At 67.1% G+C, this 16,472-nt stretch carries 15 protein-coding genes; 6 read left to right on the top strand and 9 right to left on the bottom strand.

Translation table 11 applies throughout. The features are described 5' to 3' along the window. Positions 1 to 16: 16 nt before the first annotated feature. Both lptC and ACZ5MJ_RS16085 read right to left on the bottom strand, forming a co-directional pair. A complete protein-coding gene (gene lptC, locus ACZ5MJ_RS16090) occupies positions 17 to 646 on the bottom strand; it encodes an LPS export ABC transporter periplasmic protein LptC (protein ID WP_464220679.1) in 630 nt (209 codons plus the stop codon). A 43-nt stretch (positions 647 to 689) separates the two neighbouring features. Beyond that, the gene (locus tag ACZ5MJ_RS16085) at positions 690 to 1,673 is read right to left on the bottom strand and encodes a KpsF/GutQ family sugar-phosphate isomerase (RefSeq protein ID WP_464220676.1); all 984 of its coding nucleotides are present in this window, start codon (positions 1,671 to 1,673) and stop codon (positions 690 to 692) included. A gap of 142 nt (positions 1,674 to 1,815) precedes the next feature. Between ACZ5MJ_RS16085 and ACZ5MJ_RS16080 the strand changes: the two genes are divergently transcribed. Next, positions 1,816 to 3,795, top strand: a complete 1,980-nt coding sequence (locus tag ACZ5MJ_RS16080) for a monovalent cation:proton antiporter family protein (protein ID WP_464223740.1) — start codon at positions 1,816 to 1,818, stop codon at positions 3,793 to 3,795. Positions 3,796 to 3,816: 21 nt separating this feature from the next. On the opposite strand, the gene ACZ5MJ_RS16075 is transcribed toward ACZ5MJ_RS16080, so the two are convergent. Then, on the bottom strand, positions 3,817 to 4,191 hold the full coding sequence (locus ACZ5MJ_RS16075) for a ribbon-helix-helix domain-containing protein (RefSeq protein WP_464220674.1): 375 nt from the start codon (positions 4,189 to 4,191) through the stop codon (positions 3,817 to 3,819). A 102-nt stretch (positions 4,192 to 4,293) separates the two neighbouring features. Then, complete coding sequence (locus ACZ5MJ_RS16070; protein ID WP_464220672.1) at positions 4,294 to 4,872, bottom strand: DJ-1/PfpI family protein; 579 nt, start codon at positions 4,870 to 4,872, stop codon at positions 4,294 to 4,296. Positions 4,873 to 5,075: 203 nt separating this feature from the next. Here ACZ5MJ_RS16070 and ACZ5MJ_RS16065 point away from each other — a divergent pair, with 203 nt between their 5' ends. From ACZ5MJ_RS16065 to ACZ5MJ_RS16055, 3 genes are all read left to right on the top strand, one after another. Continuing rightward, on the top strand, positions 5,076 to 5,648 hold the full coding sequence (locus ACZ5MJ_RS16065) for an adenine phosphoribosyltransferase (RefSeq protein WP_432259145.1): 573 nt from the start codon (positions 5,076 to 5,078) through the stop codon (positions 5,646 to 5,648). A gap of 43 nt (positions 5,649 to 5,691) precedes the next feature. Further along, positions 5,692 to 6,303: a LysE family translocator gene (locus tag ACZ5MJ_RS16060; protein ID WP_432259146.1), complete on the top strand. Its 612-nt coding sequence runs from the start codon at positions 5,692 to 5,694 to the stop codon at positions 6,301 to 6,303. A 201-nt stretch (positions 6,304 to 6,504) separates the two neighbouring features. After that, on the top strand, positions 6,505 to 8,184 hold the full coding sequence (locus ACZ5MJ_RS16055) for a Na/Pi cotransporter family protein (RefSeq protein WP_464220671.1): 1,680 nt from the start codon (positions 6,505 to 6,507) through the stop codon (positions 8,182 to 8,184). Between the two features lie 9 nt (positions 8,185 to 8,193). Here ACZ5MJ_RS16055 and ACZ5MJ_RS16050 read toward each other — a convergent pair whose 3' ends face one another. The 3 genes from ACZ5MJ_RS16050 to uvrA all read right to left on the bottom strand — a co-directional run bounded on the left by ACZ5MJ_RS16050 (position 8,194) and on the right by uvrA (position 12,371). Further along, positions 8,194 to 8,679 carry an adenosine-specific kinase gene (locus ACZ5MJ_RS16050; protein ID WP_464220669.1) on the bottom strand — a complete coding sequence of 162 codons (486 nt, stop codon included), beginning with the start codon at positions 8,677 to 8,679 and terminating at the stop codon, positions 8,194 to 8,196. 171 nt (positions 8,680 to 8,850) lie between these two features. After that, a complete protein-coding gene (locus ACZ5MJ_RS16045) occupies positions 8,851 to 9,300 on the bottom strand; it encodes a hypothetical protein (protein WP_464220667.1) in 450 nt (149 codons plus the stop codon). 209 nt (positions 9,301 to 9,509) lie between these two features. After that, positions 9,510 to 12,371, bottom strand: coding sequence for an excinuclease ABC subunit UvrA (gene uvrA, locus ACZ5MJ_RS16040; RefSeq protein WP_464220666.1), 2,862 nt, complete (start codon positions 12,369 to 12,371; stop codon positions 9,510 to 9,512). A 379-nt stretch (positions 12,372 to 12,750) separates the two neighbouring features. Here uvrA and ACZ5MJ_RS16035 point away from each other — a divergent pair, with 379 nt between their 5' ends. After that, positions 12,751 to 14,010 (top strand): MFS transporter, encoded by a 1,260-nt coding sequence (locus ACZ5MJ_RS16035; protein ID WP_464220664.1) that lies wholly within the window; start codon positions 12,751 to 12,753, stop codon positions 14,008 to 14,010. Positions 14,011 to 14,207: 197 nt separating this feature from the next. Then, complete coding sequence (locus ACZ5MJ_RS16030; RefSeq protein WP_464220662.1) at positions 14,208 to 14,768, top strand: single-stranded DNA-binding protein; 561 nt, start codon at positions 14,208 to 14,210, stop codon at positions 14,766 to 14,768. Positions 14,769 to 14,890: 122 nt separating this feature from the next. On the opposite strand, the gene ACZ5MJ_RS16025 is transcribed toward ACZ5MJ_RS16030, so the two are convergent. Both ACZ5MJ_RS16025 and ACZ5MJ_RS16020 read right to left on the bottom strand, forming a co-directional pair. Then, positions 14,891 to 15,232, bottom strand: a complete 342-nt coding sequence (locus ACZ5MJ_RS16025; RefSeq protein WP_464220660.1) for a YnfA family protein — start codon at positions 15,230 to 15,232, stop codon at positions 14,891 to 14,893. A gap of 59 nt (positions 15,233 to 15,291) precedes the next feature. Continuing rightward, on the bottom strand, positions 15,292 to 16,464 hold the full coding sequence (locus ACZ5MJ_RS16020) for a GGDEF domain-containing protein (protein ID WP_464220659.1): 1,173 nt from the start codon (positions 16,462 to 16,464) through the stop codon (positions 15,292 to 15,294). Positions 16,465 to 16,472 lie beyond the last annotated feature (8 nt).

The raw sequence follows: 16,472 nt of genomic DNA, 5'->3' as shown, positions 1-16,472 counted from the left end.
CCCGCTGGGCCAGGGTTCAGGAACCCGGCGCGCGGGCCGGCGACGGCCCGGTGACGATAGTGCCGCGCACATTGCCGAGCAATTGTACTTCGCGGGTGACGTTGTTGAAGATCAGGCCGTTGGCAGTCATCACCGAGGGGCCACGCGTGAGCTTGACCGGCTTGTCGGTCTTGACGATGTCGTCGTTGATCAGCAGCTGGAAGTAGCTCGAGGCCGCGGTAAGCTGCGGGTCCTTGGACGCGTCCGCGCCCTGCTGGCGCAGCACGAAGCCGTTGTCGTACAGGTCGATCACCGAGCCTTCGGCGTTCATGCGGCCGATGTCGGCGCGGGCGGTCACCGGCGGGCGCTCCGGCTGATACGCGCGCATGGCGGGACGCGTGACCTCGTAGGTCTGGTCGTCCTCGAAATGGACCATGCGATCGCCGGTGAAGCGAATCTTGGTGCTGCCGTCAGGCGCCAGCTCGGTGGCCGAGAAGTGGTCCATGAAGTAGTCAGGCTCGTGCTTCTTGGTGTTCTGCGCGGCCTGGTCTTCCTTGGGGGAGTTGATCTGGACCAGCCAGAACGTGCTGCCCGCCACGATGGCCATCAGCAGCAGCGGCAGCAGCCGCATGACGATGCCGCTGAGGGAGGCGAGGAGTGCCTGCATGGTGTCCTTGGCGTTGTGCCGGTTGTGGCGGGCCCGCGCCCGCTCAGATGACCTTGGCGCGCGTCAGGTCGTGGATATGCAGCGCGCCGGTCAGGCGGCCGGCGTCATCCACCACCAGCAGCTGGTTGATGCGGTTGGCTTCCATCACCTGCACCGCTTCCACGGCCAGCTGGTTCTCGTTGACCACGCGCGGGTTGCGGTGCATGACCTCGCCGATGGGCACGGTCTTCCAGTCGCGCGGGGTTTCCAGCAGGCGGCGCAGGTCGCCGTCGGTGAACACGCCGATGGCGTGCCCGTCCGGGTCGACCACCGCGGTCATGGCCATGCCCTTGCGGGTGATTTCCATCAGCGCCTGGGCCAGCGGCGTGTTCTCACGCACCTCGGGCACGGCGTTGCCGGTGCGCATCACGTCGCGCACATGGGTCAGCAGCTTGCGCCCGAGCGCGCCGCCGGGGTGCGAGCGGGCGAAGTCTTCCTCGCCGAAACCGCGCGCGTCCAGCACCGCCACCGCCAGCGCATCGCCCAGCGCCAGCGCCGCGGTGGTGCTGGCCGTCGGCGCCAGGTTCAGCGGGCAGGCTTCCTTCTCGACCGCCGCGTCCAGGTGGACGTCGGCCAGCCTGGCCAGGTTGGAGTCGGGGTTGCCGGTGACCGAGATCAGCCGCGCGCCGATGCGCTTGACGATCGGGATGATCGACAGCAGCTCGCCGGTCTCGCCCGAATTGGAAAAGGCGATCAGCACGTCGTCGCGCGTGACCATGCCCAGGTCGCCGTGGCTGGCTTCGGCCGGGTGCACGAAGAACGCCGGTGTGCCGGTCGAGGCCAGCGTGGCAGCGACCTTGCGCCCGATATGGCCGGACTTGCCGATGCCGGAGACGACGACGCGCCCGGTGCATTGCAGGATCAGCTGCACGGCACGGGCAAAGTCGCCGTTCAGGCGTCCGGAAAGTGCGGAAACCGCGTCGGCTTCAGTCTGGAGGGTGTCTCGGGCGAGCCTGAGTGCTCGATCCGCATCGAAATTGGCTATCATGGCGACGAAGTATACCAACGAATGCGATGGCGCCTGGCCCGACCCCATGGCGCACATCGTGCTTGCCGTGCTCGCCGTATTTTGCCGGCAGGGTGCCCGTGCCGGGTCGGACGCGCGCCTGGCCGGTCACCCAGACCTCCTGATGCATTCTCCGCTGGAACTGACCCTGGTGCTGCTGGCCGCCGCCGTCTTTGGCGTGGTCGCATTCCGCATGCTGCAGCTGCCGCCGATGCTGGGCTACCTGGCCGTGGGCATCCTGATCGGCCCGCACGCGCTGGGGCTGGCCAGCGACACCGCGCAGACCAAGTACCTGGCCGAATTCGGCGTGGTCTTCCTGATGTTCTCGATCGGGCTGGAATTCAACCTGACCAAGCTGCGCTCGATGAAGCGGCTGGTGTTTGGCATGGGCGGCTCGCAGGTGGTGCTGTCGCTGCTGGCGGTGGTGCCGGCCAGCTGGGCGTTCAACTGGCTCTTTCCGCTGTCCTGGCAGGCGTCCGTGGCGCTGGGCGGGGCGCTGGCCATGTCTTCCACTGCGATCGTCTCCAAGATGCTGTCCGAGCGCATGGAGCTGGAGAGCGAGCACGGCCGCAATATCATCAGCATCCTGCTGTTCCAGGACCTGGCGGTGGTGCCGCTGCTGATCGTGATTCCGGCGCTGTCGCGCGATCCGGGCGACCTGATGGCGGCGCTGGGCCTGGCCATGCTCAAGATCGTGGTGGCACTGGGCGCCATCTTTTTCCTCGGTCAGCGCCTGATGAGCCGCTGGTTCCATGTGGTGGCGGCGCGCCGCTCGCAGGAACTGTTCATGCTGAACCTGCTGCTGGTGACGCTGGGCATGGCGGCGCTGACCGAGCGGCTGGGCCTGTCGATGGCGCTGGGCGCCTTCATGGCGGGCATGCTGATCTCCGAGACGCCCTACCGCCACCAGGTGGAAGAGGACATCAAGCCGTTCCGCGACGTGCTGCTGGGGCTGTTCTTCGTCACCATCGGCATGCTGCTCAATATCCGCGTGGTGCTGGACCACGCGTGGCTGGTGCTGGCGCTGCTGGTGGTGCCGATACTGTTCAAACTGGTGCTGATCTCGGTGTTGGCGCGGGTCTTCGGCTCGCGCCAGGGCGTGGCCATCCGCACCGGGCTGGGGCTGGCGCAGGCGGGCGAATTCGGTTTCGTGCTGCTGAACCAGATCGACGGCCTGAACCTGGTCGACCCGGTGCTGATCCAGGTGATCCTGGCGTCGATGCTGCTGTCGATGCTGGCGGCGCCGTTCCTGATCCAGTACAGCGACGCCATCGTGCTGCGCTTTACCGCCAACGAATGGCTGCTGCAGTCGCTGAACATGACCCGCATCGCCGCGCAGAGCCTGCAGACCGAGAAGCACGCCATCATCTGCGGCTTCGGCCGCAGCGGGCAGAACCTGGCGCATATGCTGGAGCGCGAGGGCATCAACTATGTGGCGCTGGACCTGGACCCCGACCGGGTCCGTGAGGCCGCCGCCGCCGGCGATACCGTGGTCTACGGCGACGCGGGCCGGCGCGAGGCGCTGATCGCCGCCGGCATCCACCGCGCCGCCGCGCTGATCGTCACCTATGCCAACACGCCGTCGGCGCTCAAGGTGCTGCACCATGTCCAGGAAGTGGCGCCCGCGCTGCCGGTGATCGTGCGCACGGTGGACGATTCAGAACTCGACACGCTGCAGAAGGCCGGCGCCACCGAAGTGGTGCCTGAGATCATCGAGGGCAGCCTGATGCTGGCCTCGCACGCGCTGGTGCTGCTGGGCGTGCCGATGCGCCGGGTGGTGCGCGGCGTGCAGCAGGCGCGCGACGCGCGCTACAGCCTGCTGCGCGGCTATTTCCACGGCCGCGACGATGACGAGGACATGGTCGAGCGTGATTCGGTGCGGCTGCATTCGGTGTCGCTCGGGCCGCAATCCACCGCGGTGGGGCGTCGCCTGGGCGTGCTGGGGCTGGACCGGATCGGGGTAGAGGTCACCGCGGTACGCCGGCGCGGCATCCGCGCCTTCGATCCGCAGCCCGAGACCGTGCTGGAACCGGGCGATATCGTGGTGCTGCGCGGCCCGCCAGAGGCGCTGGAGGCCGCGGAAACGCGCATCCTGAACGGCTGAGCCAGGCCGGGTGCGGGCACGTCAGTGGGGACGCGCCTCGACCCAGGATTCCGGCAGGTTGTCCAGCACCGCGCGCGCGTCCAGCGAGCGGATCGGCACGCTGGTATCGGCCGGGATGCGGCCCTCGCCCTGCAGCATCAGGTAGCGCAGGCAGCACACGCGCAGGAAGGACGAGAAATTGCCCGCCACCGCCTCGCTGCCGCGATGTTCGGTCAGTTCATCGTGCAGGCGCGTGATCAGCTGGTTGACAGTCATGCCGTCGCGCTGCGCCAGTTCTTCCAGCACTTCCCAGAACAGGCTTTCCAGCCGGATGCTGGTGGCCACGCCGTGCAGGCGCAGCGAGCGCGACTGGCTTTGGTACGACGCCGGATTGGCGCGGATAAAAATTTCACACATGGATGCTCCCGTGCGGGCGGCGCTGCCGGCAGGCATGTGCATGGCTCGCCGCATGGGAGCGAGCCGTGCCTTCACGCGTGGGGGCGCCGCGTGCGGAAAGCTCTAATGTACGATCCGCGTGCCCAGCACGGCAAGAAACTGCGCCAGCCAGGCCGGATGCGCGGGCCAGGCCGGGGCGGTGACGAGGTTGCCGTCGGTATGGGCCTGGTCGACCTGGATATCGGCATAGGTGCCGCCGGCCAGCTTCACCTCGGGCGCGCAGGCGGGGTAGGCGGAGCAGGTCTTGCCTTCCAGCACGCCCGCCGCGGCCAGCAGCTGGGCGCCGTGGCAGACCGCGGCGATCGGCTTGTCGGCCTGGGCGAAGTGGCGCACGATCTCCAGCACGCGCGCATTCAGGCGCAGGTATTCGGGGGCGCGGCCGCCGGGGATGACCAGCGCGTCGTACGCGGCCGGGTCGATCTCGGCAAAGGTCGCATTCAGCGTGAAGTTGTGGCCGCGCTTCTCGCTGTAGGTCTGGTCGCCCTCAAAGTCATGGATGGCGGTGGCGCAGGCGTCGCCCGCCCGCTTGTCGGGGCAGACCGCGTGGACGGTATGGCCGACCATCTGCAGTGCCTGGAACGGCACCATGGTTTCATAGTCTTCGGCGTAGTCGCCCACCAGCATCAGAATCTTCTTTGCCATCGCGGTCTCCTGTATGGTTACGGGTGTCCGGCGGGTGCCGGATGCGGCAGGCCGGCCCAGGCAGCCTGTCCGGCCGGCAGGACCATTGTGCTGGCGGCCCCGGCGGCGCGGGTGGTAACTGGTTACCGCGCGCGCCTGACCCGGGATACGTCCCCCTTTTTTACCGGCGCGCCACGCCGCGCGCCTTCCGTTTGCAGACCCCTATGGCAGATTCCATCATCCAGTCCCCCGAACTCGGCGACGTCACCGGCTACCTGCGCGAGCGCATCCGGACCGTGCCGGACTGGCCCATGCCGGGCGTGATGTTCCGCGACATCACCCCGCTGCTGCAGAACCCCAAGACCCTGCGCGTGCTGATCGATGTCTTCGTGCACCGCTACATGGACGCGCAGCTCGACCTGGTCGCGGGCATCGATGCCCGCGGCTTCATCCTGGGCGCGATCGTCGCGTATGAACTGAACCTGGGCTTCGTGCCGATCCGCAAGAAGGGCAAGCTGCCGTTCCAGACCGTGGCCGAGGAGTATGAGCTGGAATACGGCAGCGCCACCGTCGAGATCCATGCCGATGCCTGCAAGGCCGGCGACCGCGTGCTGCTGGTCGACGACCTGATCGCCACCGGCGGCACCATGATGGCCGGGCGCAAGCTGCTGGAGCGCCTGGGCGCGACGGTGGTGGAGGGCGCCGCCATCGTCGACTTGCCTGAACTGGGTGGCTCCAGGCTGCTGCAGGACGGCGGCCTGCCGCTGTTCACCGTGTGCAAGTTCGAGGGGCACTGAGCCGCGTTGACAGACCCGCAAGATTTCCACGCAAGGAGACCCCATGCCTGACCTGCTGCTGTTCCTGCTGACTTCGATTGCCGTGACCGTGGCCCCGGGGCCCGACAACCTGCAAGTGCTGGCGCGCGGGATGGCGCAGGGACGGCGCGCCGGGCTGGTGGCGGCGCTGGGCTTCTCGGTCGGATGCCTGTTCCATACCATGATCGCCGCGGTGGGGCTGGCGGCGGTGCTGCGCTCGTCGCCGCTGGCGTTCCAGCTGATCAAGTACGCCGGCGCGGCCTACCTGATCTGGATCGGCATCCAGGCGCTGCGCGCGAAAGGCGGGCTGGCGCAGGGCGGTGAGGTCGATGCCGTGCCGCTCGCGCGCGTGTTCCGCCAGAGCGTGCTGGGCAACATGATGAACCCCAAGGTGACACTGTTCTTCCTGGTGTTCCTGCCGCAGTTCGTGCGCGCCGATGCCGCGCACCCGGGCCTGCAGTTCCTGCTGCTGGGCGTGGTCTTCATGCTGCAGACCGCGGTGGTGTTCTCGCTGTTCGGGCTCTGTGCCGGCTGGCTGGGCGCCTGGCTGCGCCGCCGCCCGGCCACCGGCCGCTGGCTGGACCGCGCCGCCGGGGCGATCTTTGTCGGGCTGGGGATCAAGGTCGCGCTGCCCTGAGCGCCGCCGCTGGCGCGTGCGTGGGCGCCTCTGCAGGCGCTGCGCCGCGGCATGCGCCGCCGGTGCAGCCTGTTGCCAGGATGCCGCACCCACGCCGTTGCCGCTGTCGGGTGGCGGGCGCATAATGCCCCATTGACAACTACACGATGACCGGGCCGAGCCCCCAGGGTTTTGTCGGCACTGGTCACACAAGGGCGCACAATGGGCGTACTCCTTCACCTGTTATCAGGCGTTGCCCTGCTCGTCTGGGGCACCAATATCGTCAAGGTCGGCATCCTGCGCGTCTACGGCGCGAACCTGCGCCATGTCCTGTCGACCAGCGTTTCCAACCGCTTCACTGCCTTCCTTGCCGGGCTCGGCGTTACCGGGCTGGTCCAGAGCAGCAACGCCACCGCGGTCATCGTCAGCTCCTTCGTTGGCCAGGGCCTGATCGCCGTGGCGCCGGCGCTGGCCATCATGCTCGGCGCCAACGTCGGCACCGCGCTGATGGTGCAGGTGTTCTCGCTGGACCTGTCCTGGCTGTCGCCGCTGCTGATCTTCATCGGCGTGATCTGCCACCTGACCTGGAAGGGCAGCAGGCCCGGCCACGTCGGCCGCGTGCTGATCGGCCTGGGCCTGATCACCCTGGCACTGGAACTGATTTCGATCGCGACCCGTCCCGTGGTGCAGGCCGCCGGCGTCAAGGTGCTGTTTGCCTCGCTGACCGGCGACTCGGGGCTGGACATGCTGGTCGGCGCCTTCCTGACCATCCTGTGCTATTCCAGCCTGGCCGTGGTGCTGTTCTGCGGCGCGCTGGCCTCGGCCGGCGTGGTGTCGATCCACGTGGCGCTGGCGCTGGTGCTGGGCGCCAACCTGGGCTCGGGCATTTCGGCGCTGCTGACCACCTCGGGCAACAACCAGCCGGGCAAGCGCGTGACGCTGGGCAACCTGCTGTCGCGCCTGCTGGGCTGCCTGGTCGCGCTGCCGCTGCTGACGCAGGCGGAGGAACTGCTGGCCCTGGTCGACAATGACCCGCAACGGCTGATCGTCAACTTCCACCTGCTGTTCAACGTCACGCTGGCCGTGCTGCTGCTGGGCGCCACCGCGCCGCTGGCGCGGCTGTGCGAGAAGGTGCTGCCCGGGCGCAATACCGGCGACAGCCAGGTCACGCCGCGCCATCTCGATACCGCCGCGCTGACCACGCCCACGCTGGCGCTGTCCAATGCCGCGCGCGAGGTGCTGCGCATCGGCGACCGCATCGAGCAGATGCTGGACAATATGCTGCGCGTGCTGCGCACCAACGACGCCAAGCTGGCCACCGCCACCTGCCGCATCGACAACGAGGTCGACGACCTCTACACCGCGATCAAGCTCTACCTGACCCGCATCAGCCTCGAAGCGCTGGACGAGCGCGACGGCCAGCGCTGGACTGAAATCATCTCGCTCACCATCAACCTGGAACACGCGGGCGATATCATCGAGCGCATCCTGCTCGATACCAAGGACAAGAAGATCGCCCACAACCTGATGTTCTCCGAGGCCGGCATGCAGGAGATCGCCGAGATGCACGCGCGCCTGGTCGCCAACCTGCGGCTGGGCCTGTCGGTGTTTCTCAACGGCGACCTCAAGAGCGCGCAGGCACTGATGGCGGAGAAAGCCAACTTCCGCGAGCTGGAGCGCAAGTACGCGCGTACCCACCTGCAGCGCGTGGCCGTGCAGACCGCCGAGAGCATCGAGACCAGCTCGCTGCACCTGGACGTGATCAGCGAACTGAAGCGCCTGAATTCGCTGTTCTGCGCCACCGCCTACCCGGTGCTGGAGCAGGCCGGCGTGCTCAACCGCAGCCGCATGAAGGAAGACGACCTGCCGCCGGTGCCGCGCGTACCGGCGGCGCAGCACTGACAGCCGGCGTCAGAGCTTGTAGCCGAACTTGCGCAACAGCGCCTTGCGCTCGGCCACATCCGCATCGGTTTCGATCCCCAGCGGCGAGGCGCCATCGATCACGCCCACCACGCCGCGCCCGGCGTCGGTCTGGGCGACCAGCACCTGGGTTGGGTTGGCGGTGGCGCAGAAGATGCGGCACACCTCCGGCACCGCCCGCACCGCGGGCAGCACGTTCACCGGGAAGAAGCCGTCGCCTAGGAAGATCAGGAAACTATGCCCGGCGCCGATGGCGCGCGCATTCTCGCAGGCGAGGTCGATCAGGCTCTCGTCGGTGCCCGACCAGCGCACCAGCCGCTTGCCCGAGGCCTCGCAGAACGCCAGCCCGAAGCGGATGCCCGGCACGGTGCTCACCAGCGCCTCATGCAGGTCTTCCACGGTCTTGATGAAATGGGACTGCCCCAAGATGAAGTTGGTGGCTTCCGGCTTGGTGACTGGTACGGACAGGAGTTCCATGGTGGGGCCTCCACGCGTTGGCTGAGACGGCCGTCATGGCCGTCGCCGTCCATGGTAGGCCCTGCGGCACCGAATGCAAGCCGGTGCCGCGCGTGCCTTGCGGCAGCAGTGCAGGGGCCACGTATTCGCAACCTGGATTGCCGCAAATGGTAGGGACTGAAGTCCGTCGGGCTAGACGCTTATGGTGGGAATGACCGCGGAGGAATGTGGGGCCAGCGAGCTCTCTTGCTCTGGCGCCATCCGCGGGCGCTCCGGAATGATGAAGGGAGCCTTCTCCATCTCAGTGTCGGGCGAGATGATGGTCTGGTTGGGATTCTTTGGAACATATGCGCCGGAGAATCCCGGCACCGAAGGGTCAAGTCGCCGACAGATGACCGCGTCTAACGTTTTTCCGCCGAGCGTCAGATCCCCTTCGTTTGTAACGTCCACCCCGCCGTGCATTTGACACCAGCGCGCGTGGCGCTCGTTGGCCTCAGGCAGTTGTTGCGACCTCAAAATGGTCCGTGAGCCATCTGCATTGGGTATCGCGTTGTCAGGCGCATTCTGTGCATTGGTGGTGCTCGCGCTTACAGCAGCCCCAAGGGTAGCCACCCTGACCACATCCCGAATTCGAAACTGCATCGGTGTCTCCTCGTCGTTGTGAAAAGGGAAGACGTGATTTGTCGCGTCCGTCCTTTCAGCCTAGGGCATGGAAAGGGCGGCCGATGCAGTTTGACGGCTACGAAGACAACAATGTCACCTCATATTGATACACCTCAACTAGTACCATTGCTTACGTAAGCGAGTCGCGACATTTCTTGCCGGGCCTGTAGCTGAAAATTCCTAAGGCCTTACCGCTCCAGCAACGGCTTCAGGTACTTGCCGGTAAAGCTCGCCTTGCTCCTGGCGACATCCTCCGGCGTGCCGCGCGCGATCACCTGGCCGCCGCCGGCGCCGCCCTCGGGGCCCATGTCGATGAGCCAGTCGGCGGTCTTGATGACGTCCAGGTTGTGCTCGATGATGACCACGGTATTGCCCTGGTCGCGCAGCTTGTGGATGACCTTGAGCAGCAGCTCGATGTCGTGGAAGTGCAGCCCGGTGGTGGGCTCGTCCAGGATATAGAGCGTGCGCCCGGTATCGCGCTTGGACAGCTCCAGCGACAGCTTGACGCGCTGCGCTTCGCCGCCCGACAGCGTGGTCGCCGACTGGCCCAGCCGGATGTACCCCAGGCCCACGTCCAGCAGCGTCTGCAGCTTGCGCCGCACCACCGGCACGGCGCTGAAGAACTCGTGCGCCTGCTCGACGGTCAGGTCCAGCACCTCGGAGATGTTCTTGCCCTTGTACAGGACTTCCAGCGTCTCGCGGTTGTAGCGCTTGCCGTGGCAGACGTCACATGGCACGTAGACGTCGGGCAGGAAGTGCATCTCGACCTTGAGCACGCCGTCGCCCTGGCAGGACTCGCAGCGCCCGCCCTTGACGTTGAACGAGAAGCGGCCCGGATCGTAGCCGCGCTCCTTGGCCGACGGCACGCCGGCGAACAGCTCGCGGATCGGCGTGAACAGGCCGGTGTAGGTGGCCGGATTGGATCGCGGCGTGCGGCCGATCGGGCTCTGGTCGACGTTGATGACCTTGTCGAAATGCTCAAGCCCCTCGATGCGGTCGTGCGCCGCCGGCTCCGCCGTGGAGCCGTACAGGTGGCGCGCCACCGCGTGGTAGAGCGTGTCGTTGATCAGCGTCGACTTGCCCGAGCCGGACACGCCGGTGATGCAGGTCAGCAGGCCCACCGGCACCTCGGCGGTGACATTGCGCAGGTTGTTGCCGCTGGCGTTGACGATGCGCAGCAGGCGCTCATGGTCCGGCGCGGCGCGTTCCTTCGGGACTTCGATGCGGCGCTGGCCGGACAGGTACTGGCCGGTCAGCGACGCCGGCGATTCCTCGATCTGCCGCGGCGTGCCCTCGGCCACGATCATGCCGCCGTGCACGCCGGCGCCCGGGCCGATGTCGACCACGTAGTCGCAGGCGCGGATCATGTCCTCGTCGTGCTCGACCACCAGCACCGAGTTGCCGATATCGCGCAGGTGCTTGAGGGTGCCGATCAGGCGGTCGTTGTCGCGCTGGTGCAGGCCGATCGAGGGCTCGTCCAGCACGTACATCACGCCGGTCAGGCCCGAGCCGATCTGCGAAGCCAGCCGGATGCGCTGGGCCTCGCCGCCCGACAGCGTATCGGCGCTGCGCTCCAGCGACAGGTAGTCCAGCCCGACGTTGTTGAGGAAGTTCAGCCGCGCGGTGATCTCCTTGACGATCTTGTCGGCGATCTCGCGCTTGGCGCCGTGCATGTCCAGCGTCAGGAAGTAAGTCAGCGCGTCGCGCAGCGGCCAGCCGTTGATCTCGAAGATCGCGCGCGCCTGTTCGCCCTCGCCCAGCTTGACGTGGCGCGCCTCGGTGCGCAGGCGGGTGCCGTGGCAGGCGGGGCAGGGCTGGTTGTTCTGGTACTTGGCCAGCTCCTCGCGCACCGCGACCGAATCGGTCTCGCGATAGCGGCGCTCCAGGTTGGGAATGATCCCTTCGAACACATGCTCGCGCACCGTGGTGCGGCCGCGCTCGTTCATATAGGTGAACGGGATTTCCTGTTCGCCGGAGCCGTGCAGCACCACCTGCTGCACGTTTTCGGGCAGGTCTTCGAACGCGGTCTCGGTGTCGAAATCGTAGAACGCCGCCAGGCTCTGCAGCATCTGGAAATAGAACTGGTTGCGGCGGTCCCAGCCCTTGATCGCGCCCGAAGCCAGCGACAGGTTGGGGAAGGCCACCACGCGCTTTGGGTCGAAGAAGGTGATCTGGCCAAGCCCGTCGCAGCTCGGGCAGGCGCCCATCGGGTTGTTGAACGAGAACAGCCGCGGCTCCAGCTCCTGCAGCGAATACGAGCAGATCGGGCAGGCAAACTTGGAGCTGAACATATGCTCCTTGCCGCTGTCGAGTTCCAGCGCAAGCGCGCGGCCATCGGCCAGGCGCAACGCGGTCTCGAACGACTCGGCCAGGCGCTGCTTGATGTCGGCGCGCACCTTGACGCGATCCACCACCACTTCGATGGTGTGCTTCTCGGTCTTCTTCAGTTTCGGCAGCGCGTCGACCTCATAGACCCTGGCCTCGGCCTCGTGCGCGGCGCCGCCGCCCGAGCGGATGCGAAAGCGCACGAAGCCCTGCGCCTGCATGCTGTCGAACAGGTCCATGTGCTCGCCCTTGCGGTCGGCCACCACCGGCGCCAGGATCATCAGCTTGGTGTCTTCCGGCAGCGCCAGCACGGCGTCGACCATCTGCGACACGCTCTGGGCTTCCAGCGCCAGGTTGTGGTCGGGGCAGTAGGGCGTGCCGGCGCGGGCGTACAGCAGGCGCAGGTAGTCGTGGATCTCGGTGACGGTGCCCACCGTCGAGCGCGGGTTGTGGCTGGTGGCCTTCTGCTCGATCGAGATCGCCGGCGACAGCCCCTCGATCAGGTCCACGTCCGGCTTTTCCATCAGCTGCAGGAACTGGCGGGCATAGGCGGACAGCGACTCCACGTAGCGGCGCTGGCCCTCGGCATAGAGCGTGTCGAAGGCGAGCGAGGACTTGCCCGAACCCGACAGGCCGGTGATCACGATCAGCCGGTTGCGCGGCAGGTCGAGATTGATGTTCTTCAGGTTGTGGGTACGCGCCCCACGGATCTTGATTTCTTCCATATGCCGAAAAGTCGTCGCCAGACAGGCCGCCCCGCCAGGCTGGCAGGGCTGTCTGAAGGAATCGCAGAACCCGAAACAAGTACCGAAATTGGCACTTCCGACCGCTGGCGACGGCCGGAATGCGCGCCCGGGCACACGCCCGGGGGCCCTCTGGCATGGCCAGGTGACCCGGGAAGCGCGGAGGAGCAAACCTGTTAATATACCCAACTTCGGTTTCCGGGGTAGCCCGCGCCATGCAGGTGCCCGGCGAAGCCGCCGCAGGCCCCGGGTTCCGGGCGGCAACTTCTCCCCGCGATCCCGATCAAAACTGCCGTTGCCGCGTGCCGCATTACCGGGCTCGGGCAGCCAGCCTGAAAGATTCCACGATCCCACGATCGCAATGCCGTCGATCCAGTCTTCTTCTCCGGGTGCGGGTGCCGCCGACGCATCCCAGGCCCCCGCCCGCGAGCGCATGAGCCGCGTCGAGTTGCGCGCCGCCGTGTCGCTGGCCAGCATCTTTGCCCTGCGCATGCTCGGCCTGTTCCTGATCCTGCCCGTCTTTGCCGAGTACGCGCGCGGCCTGCCCGACGGGCACGACGCCCAGCGCGTGGGCCTGGCCATGGGCATCTACGGCCTGATGCAGGCGTTCCTGCACATCCCGCTGGGCTGGCTGTCCGACCGGATCGGCCGCAAGCCGGTGATGGTGGCGGGCCTGCTGCTGTTCATCGCCGGCGGCCTGGTGGCGGCTTTTTCCGACACGCTCAGCGGCATCATCGCCGGCCGCGCGCTGCAGGGCATGGGTGCGATCTCCGCGGCCATCACCGCCTGCATCGCCGACCTGACGCGCGAGCGCCATCGCACCAAGGCGATGGCGATGGTGGGCGGCAGCATCGGCCTGACCTTTGCGCTGTCGCTGGTGATCGCCTCGCCGCTGCTGCACAGCATCGGCATGTCCGGCATTTTCGGGCTGATGTCGGTGCTGGGGGGGGTGGCGATCGGCGTGACGCTGTTCCTGGTGCCGACCCCGCCGCCGCCGCATCCGGTGCGCCTGCCGTTCCGCAAGGTGCTGCTCAACCCCGACCTGGTGCGCCTCAACGTGGGCGTGCTGGCGCTGCACGCTTCCCAGGTGGCCATGTTCATGGTGGTGCCGGCCATGCTGGCCGATGCCGGCATGCCGCTGGACCAGCACTGGAAGGTCTACCTGCCGGTGGTGCTGGTGTCCTTTGTGCTGATGCTGGGCCCGATGATGGCGGCCGAGCGCTACGGCCGCGTGCGCCCGGTGCTGCTGGGCGCGGTCGCGCTGATGACCGCGGTGCAGCTGCTGTTTGCCACCGTGCACGGGCTGTGGACCATCGTCGGCGTATTGCTGCTCTTCTTTGTGGCCTTCAATGTGCTGGAGGCGATGCAGCCTTCGCTGGTGTCGCGCTATGCCGCGGCCGCGCGCGGCGCGGCGCTGGGCGTGTACAACACGACGCAGGCCCTGGGCCTGTTCCTGGGCGGGGCCGTGGGCGGCTGGCTGCTCAAGCACGAGGGCCGCAGCGCGGTGTTCGTCGGTTGCGCGGCGGTGTTGCTGCTGTGGCTTATAATCGCCTGGAGCATGAAGGCGCCGCCGGCGCGCGGGCAGGAAGCTGCACCTGCTGCACCCGCTACGGCCGCCTGAATCCGCAACCGAGTCCGCATCACTTCGTAAAGAATCTGGCCTGGAAAGGGCCTAGCATGATCGCGCCACCCGACGTCTGGCCGGGGGCGCGATGTTCGTTTACGTCATCGCCGTATCGCGTCACACTACAGTCCGCTTTACCGTCATCGTATTGCCACGCTTTTCAACACAGCGCGTGGCTTTTGGAGAATATTCACATGGCATCGGTCAACAAAGTCATTCTCGTCGGCAACCTCGGCGCAGATCCGGAAACCCGCTACATGCCCAGCGGCGACGCCGTGACCAACCTTCGCCTGGCGACCACCGATCGCTACAAGGACAAGCAGAGCGGCGAGATGAAGGAAGCCACCGAATGGCACCGCGTCTCGATGTTCGGCAAGCTCGCCGAGATCGCCGCGCAGTACCTGAAGAAGGGCTCGTCGGTCTATATCGAAGGCCGCATCCGCACCCGCAAGTGGCAGGACCAGTCCGGCCAGGACAAGTACTCGACCGAAATCGTCGCCGACCAGATGCAGATGCTGGGCGGGCGCCAGAGTGGCGGCGGCGGCGGTGATGAAGGCGGCTACGGTGGCGGCGCGGGCGGTGGCGGCGGCTACGGCCGCGAATCGTCGGGCGGTGGCTACGGCGGTGGCCGCGGAGGCCAGGCGGGCGGCCAGGGTGGCGGCCAGGGTGGCGGCCAGGGCGGTGGCGCTGCGCGCCGTCCGCAGCAGCCGGCATCGAATGGTTTCGAGGATATGGACGACGATATTCCGTTCTGACCTCCGCCCTCCGGAAGCTTCAGGGAAGCGGGACCTGACAAGGCTGAGTTCTGTATTGCACAGGGCTCAGCCTTTTTAGTTTGCGCGGGGAGCGGTCGCGATTGCGCCAGGAACTGGCCTGATTAGCCTGGCCTTTGTCCAAGCGCAATCACGCCTGCTCCGCACAACGCCAACCCGACGCCGACGATGTCATTCCAGGTCGGGGATACCTTGTCGACTGTCCACAGCCAGCCGAGGGCGGTCGCGATATAGACCGCTCCGTAAGTCGCATAGACCCTGCCGCTCGCCGTCGGATGCAGCGTCAGCAGCCAGACGAACACGGCCAGGCTCAGCGCTGCCAGCAGGAGCAGCCAGCCGCTTCCCTTGCCCGTCAGCCAGAGCAGCGGCAGGTAGCATCCGACAAGCTCGGCGACCGCCGTAGCGAAGAACAATGCAAAAGTTCGCGCGAATCCCGTCCAGTCCATGGTCTTACCCGTCTGACTTCCTGAAATCGGCAGATTCTACGCGCCCGCGCCAGGCACCTTCAGGCAAGGGCCGGAAACCCGGCCTCGCGTTCCCACTCGACGCAATTCCTGCCGTTGTTCTTGGCCACGTACAGCACGCTGTCCGCGCGCATCAGCAGCGCTTCAAGGTCTTCGCCGGGCCGCAGCGTAGCCACGCCGAAGCTGGCGGTCACGGTGTGCATGCCCGGCAGGACGTCCATGCTGGTTTGCTCCAGTGTCTGGCGCAGCCGCTCCGCCAGTTGCAGTGCCGCGTCGTGCGGGGTGTCGGGCAACAGCACGACGAACTCCTCGCCGCCCAGCCGCGCGGCGATATCGCAGCGCCGGATTCCCGCAGCGATGACGCGGCCGACCTGCGCCAGCACCGCGTCGCCGGCACTGTGGCCGTAGTTGTCGTTGATGAACTTGAAGAAATCCAGGTCGCACAGCAGCACGCTCAGCTTCTCGCCGGCGCGCGGCGGAATCTGGTGCGCGGCCAGGGTCTCGAGGCTGCGGCGTGTGTGCAGCTGGGTCAGCGGGTCGGTATCGCGTTCATGCCGCAGCCCGTCGATCACGTCCTGCGCGGTGGCGGCCAGCAGTGTCAGCGCCAGCGTGAGCAGCAGCAGGGCCAGCGTAGCCTGCAGCCACAGCCAGTAGGCCGTGCGGGGCAGCTCGGCAGCATCATGGGTCCCCACCGGGACAAGGGTCAGCACCGTGCGTGGCAGGAACTGGAGCGCGAACACCAGGAACACCCAGAACAGCACCCGGTCCACGGTGCGCCCGGTGCGCAGGCGGGCAAGCGGCGCGATGCCCAGCAGCAGGATCAGCGCGATGCCGACATTCAGGATGTAGATGCGGGCGACCAGGTTCGGCTGTACCAGGTCGAACCAGGCCAGCATCCCGAACAGGATGAGCGGCAGCGCCATCAGCGCGCAGCGATCGGGGCGCGCGCCAATGCGTGCCAGCATGCCGCGCAGCAACAGCACGCCGCTGCCCAGGTAGAACGCACCGGTGACGGTGGCGTTGCCGCCGCCGTTGCGCGGCGGCCAGATGATCTGCAGGCCGATCGCGATGGCGTACAGCAGGTAGCAGGCACCGACCTGCAGCAGGTAGTGCCGCGTGCGCTCATGGTTCCACGCCAGCAGGAAGCAGAGCGAAAGCAGCAAGGCGATGGCGGGATTGACCAGGGCCAGGAAATGACCGGCATCGTGCAACACGGAGAGTC

Source organism: Cupriavidus sp. LA-1 (genome assembly GCF_055385985.1).
The sequence above is the reverse complement of the archived record's forward strand: the minus strand, read 5'-3'. Positions and strand labels throughout refer to the sequence as shown.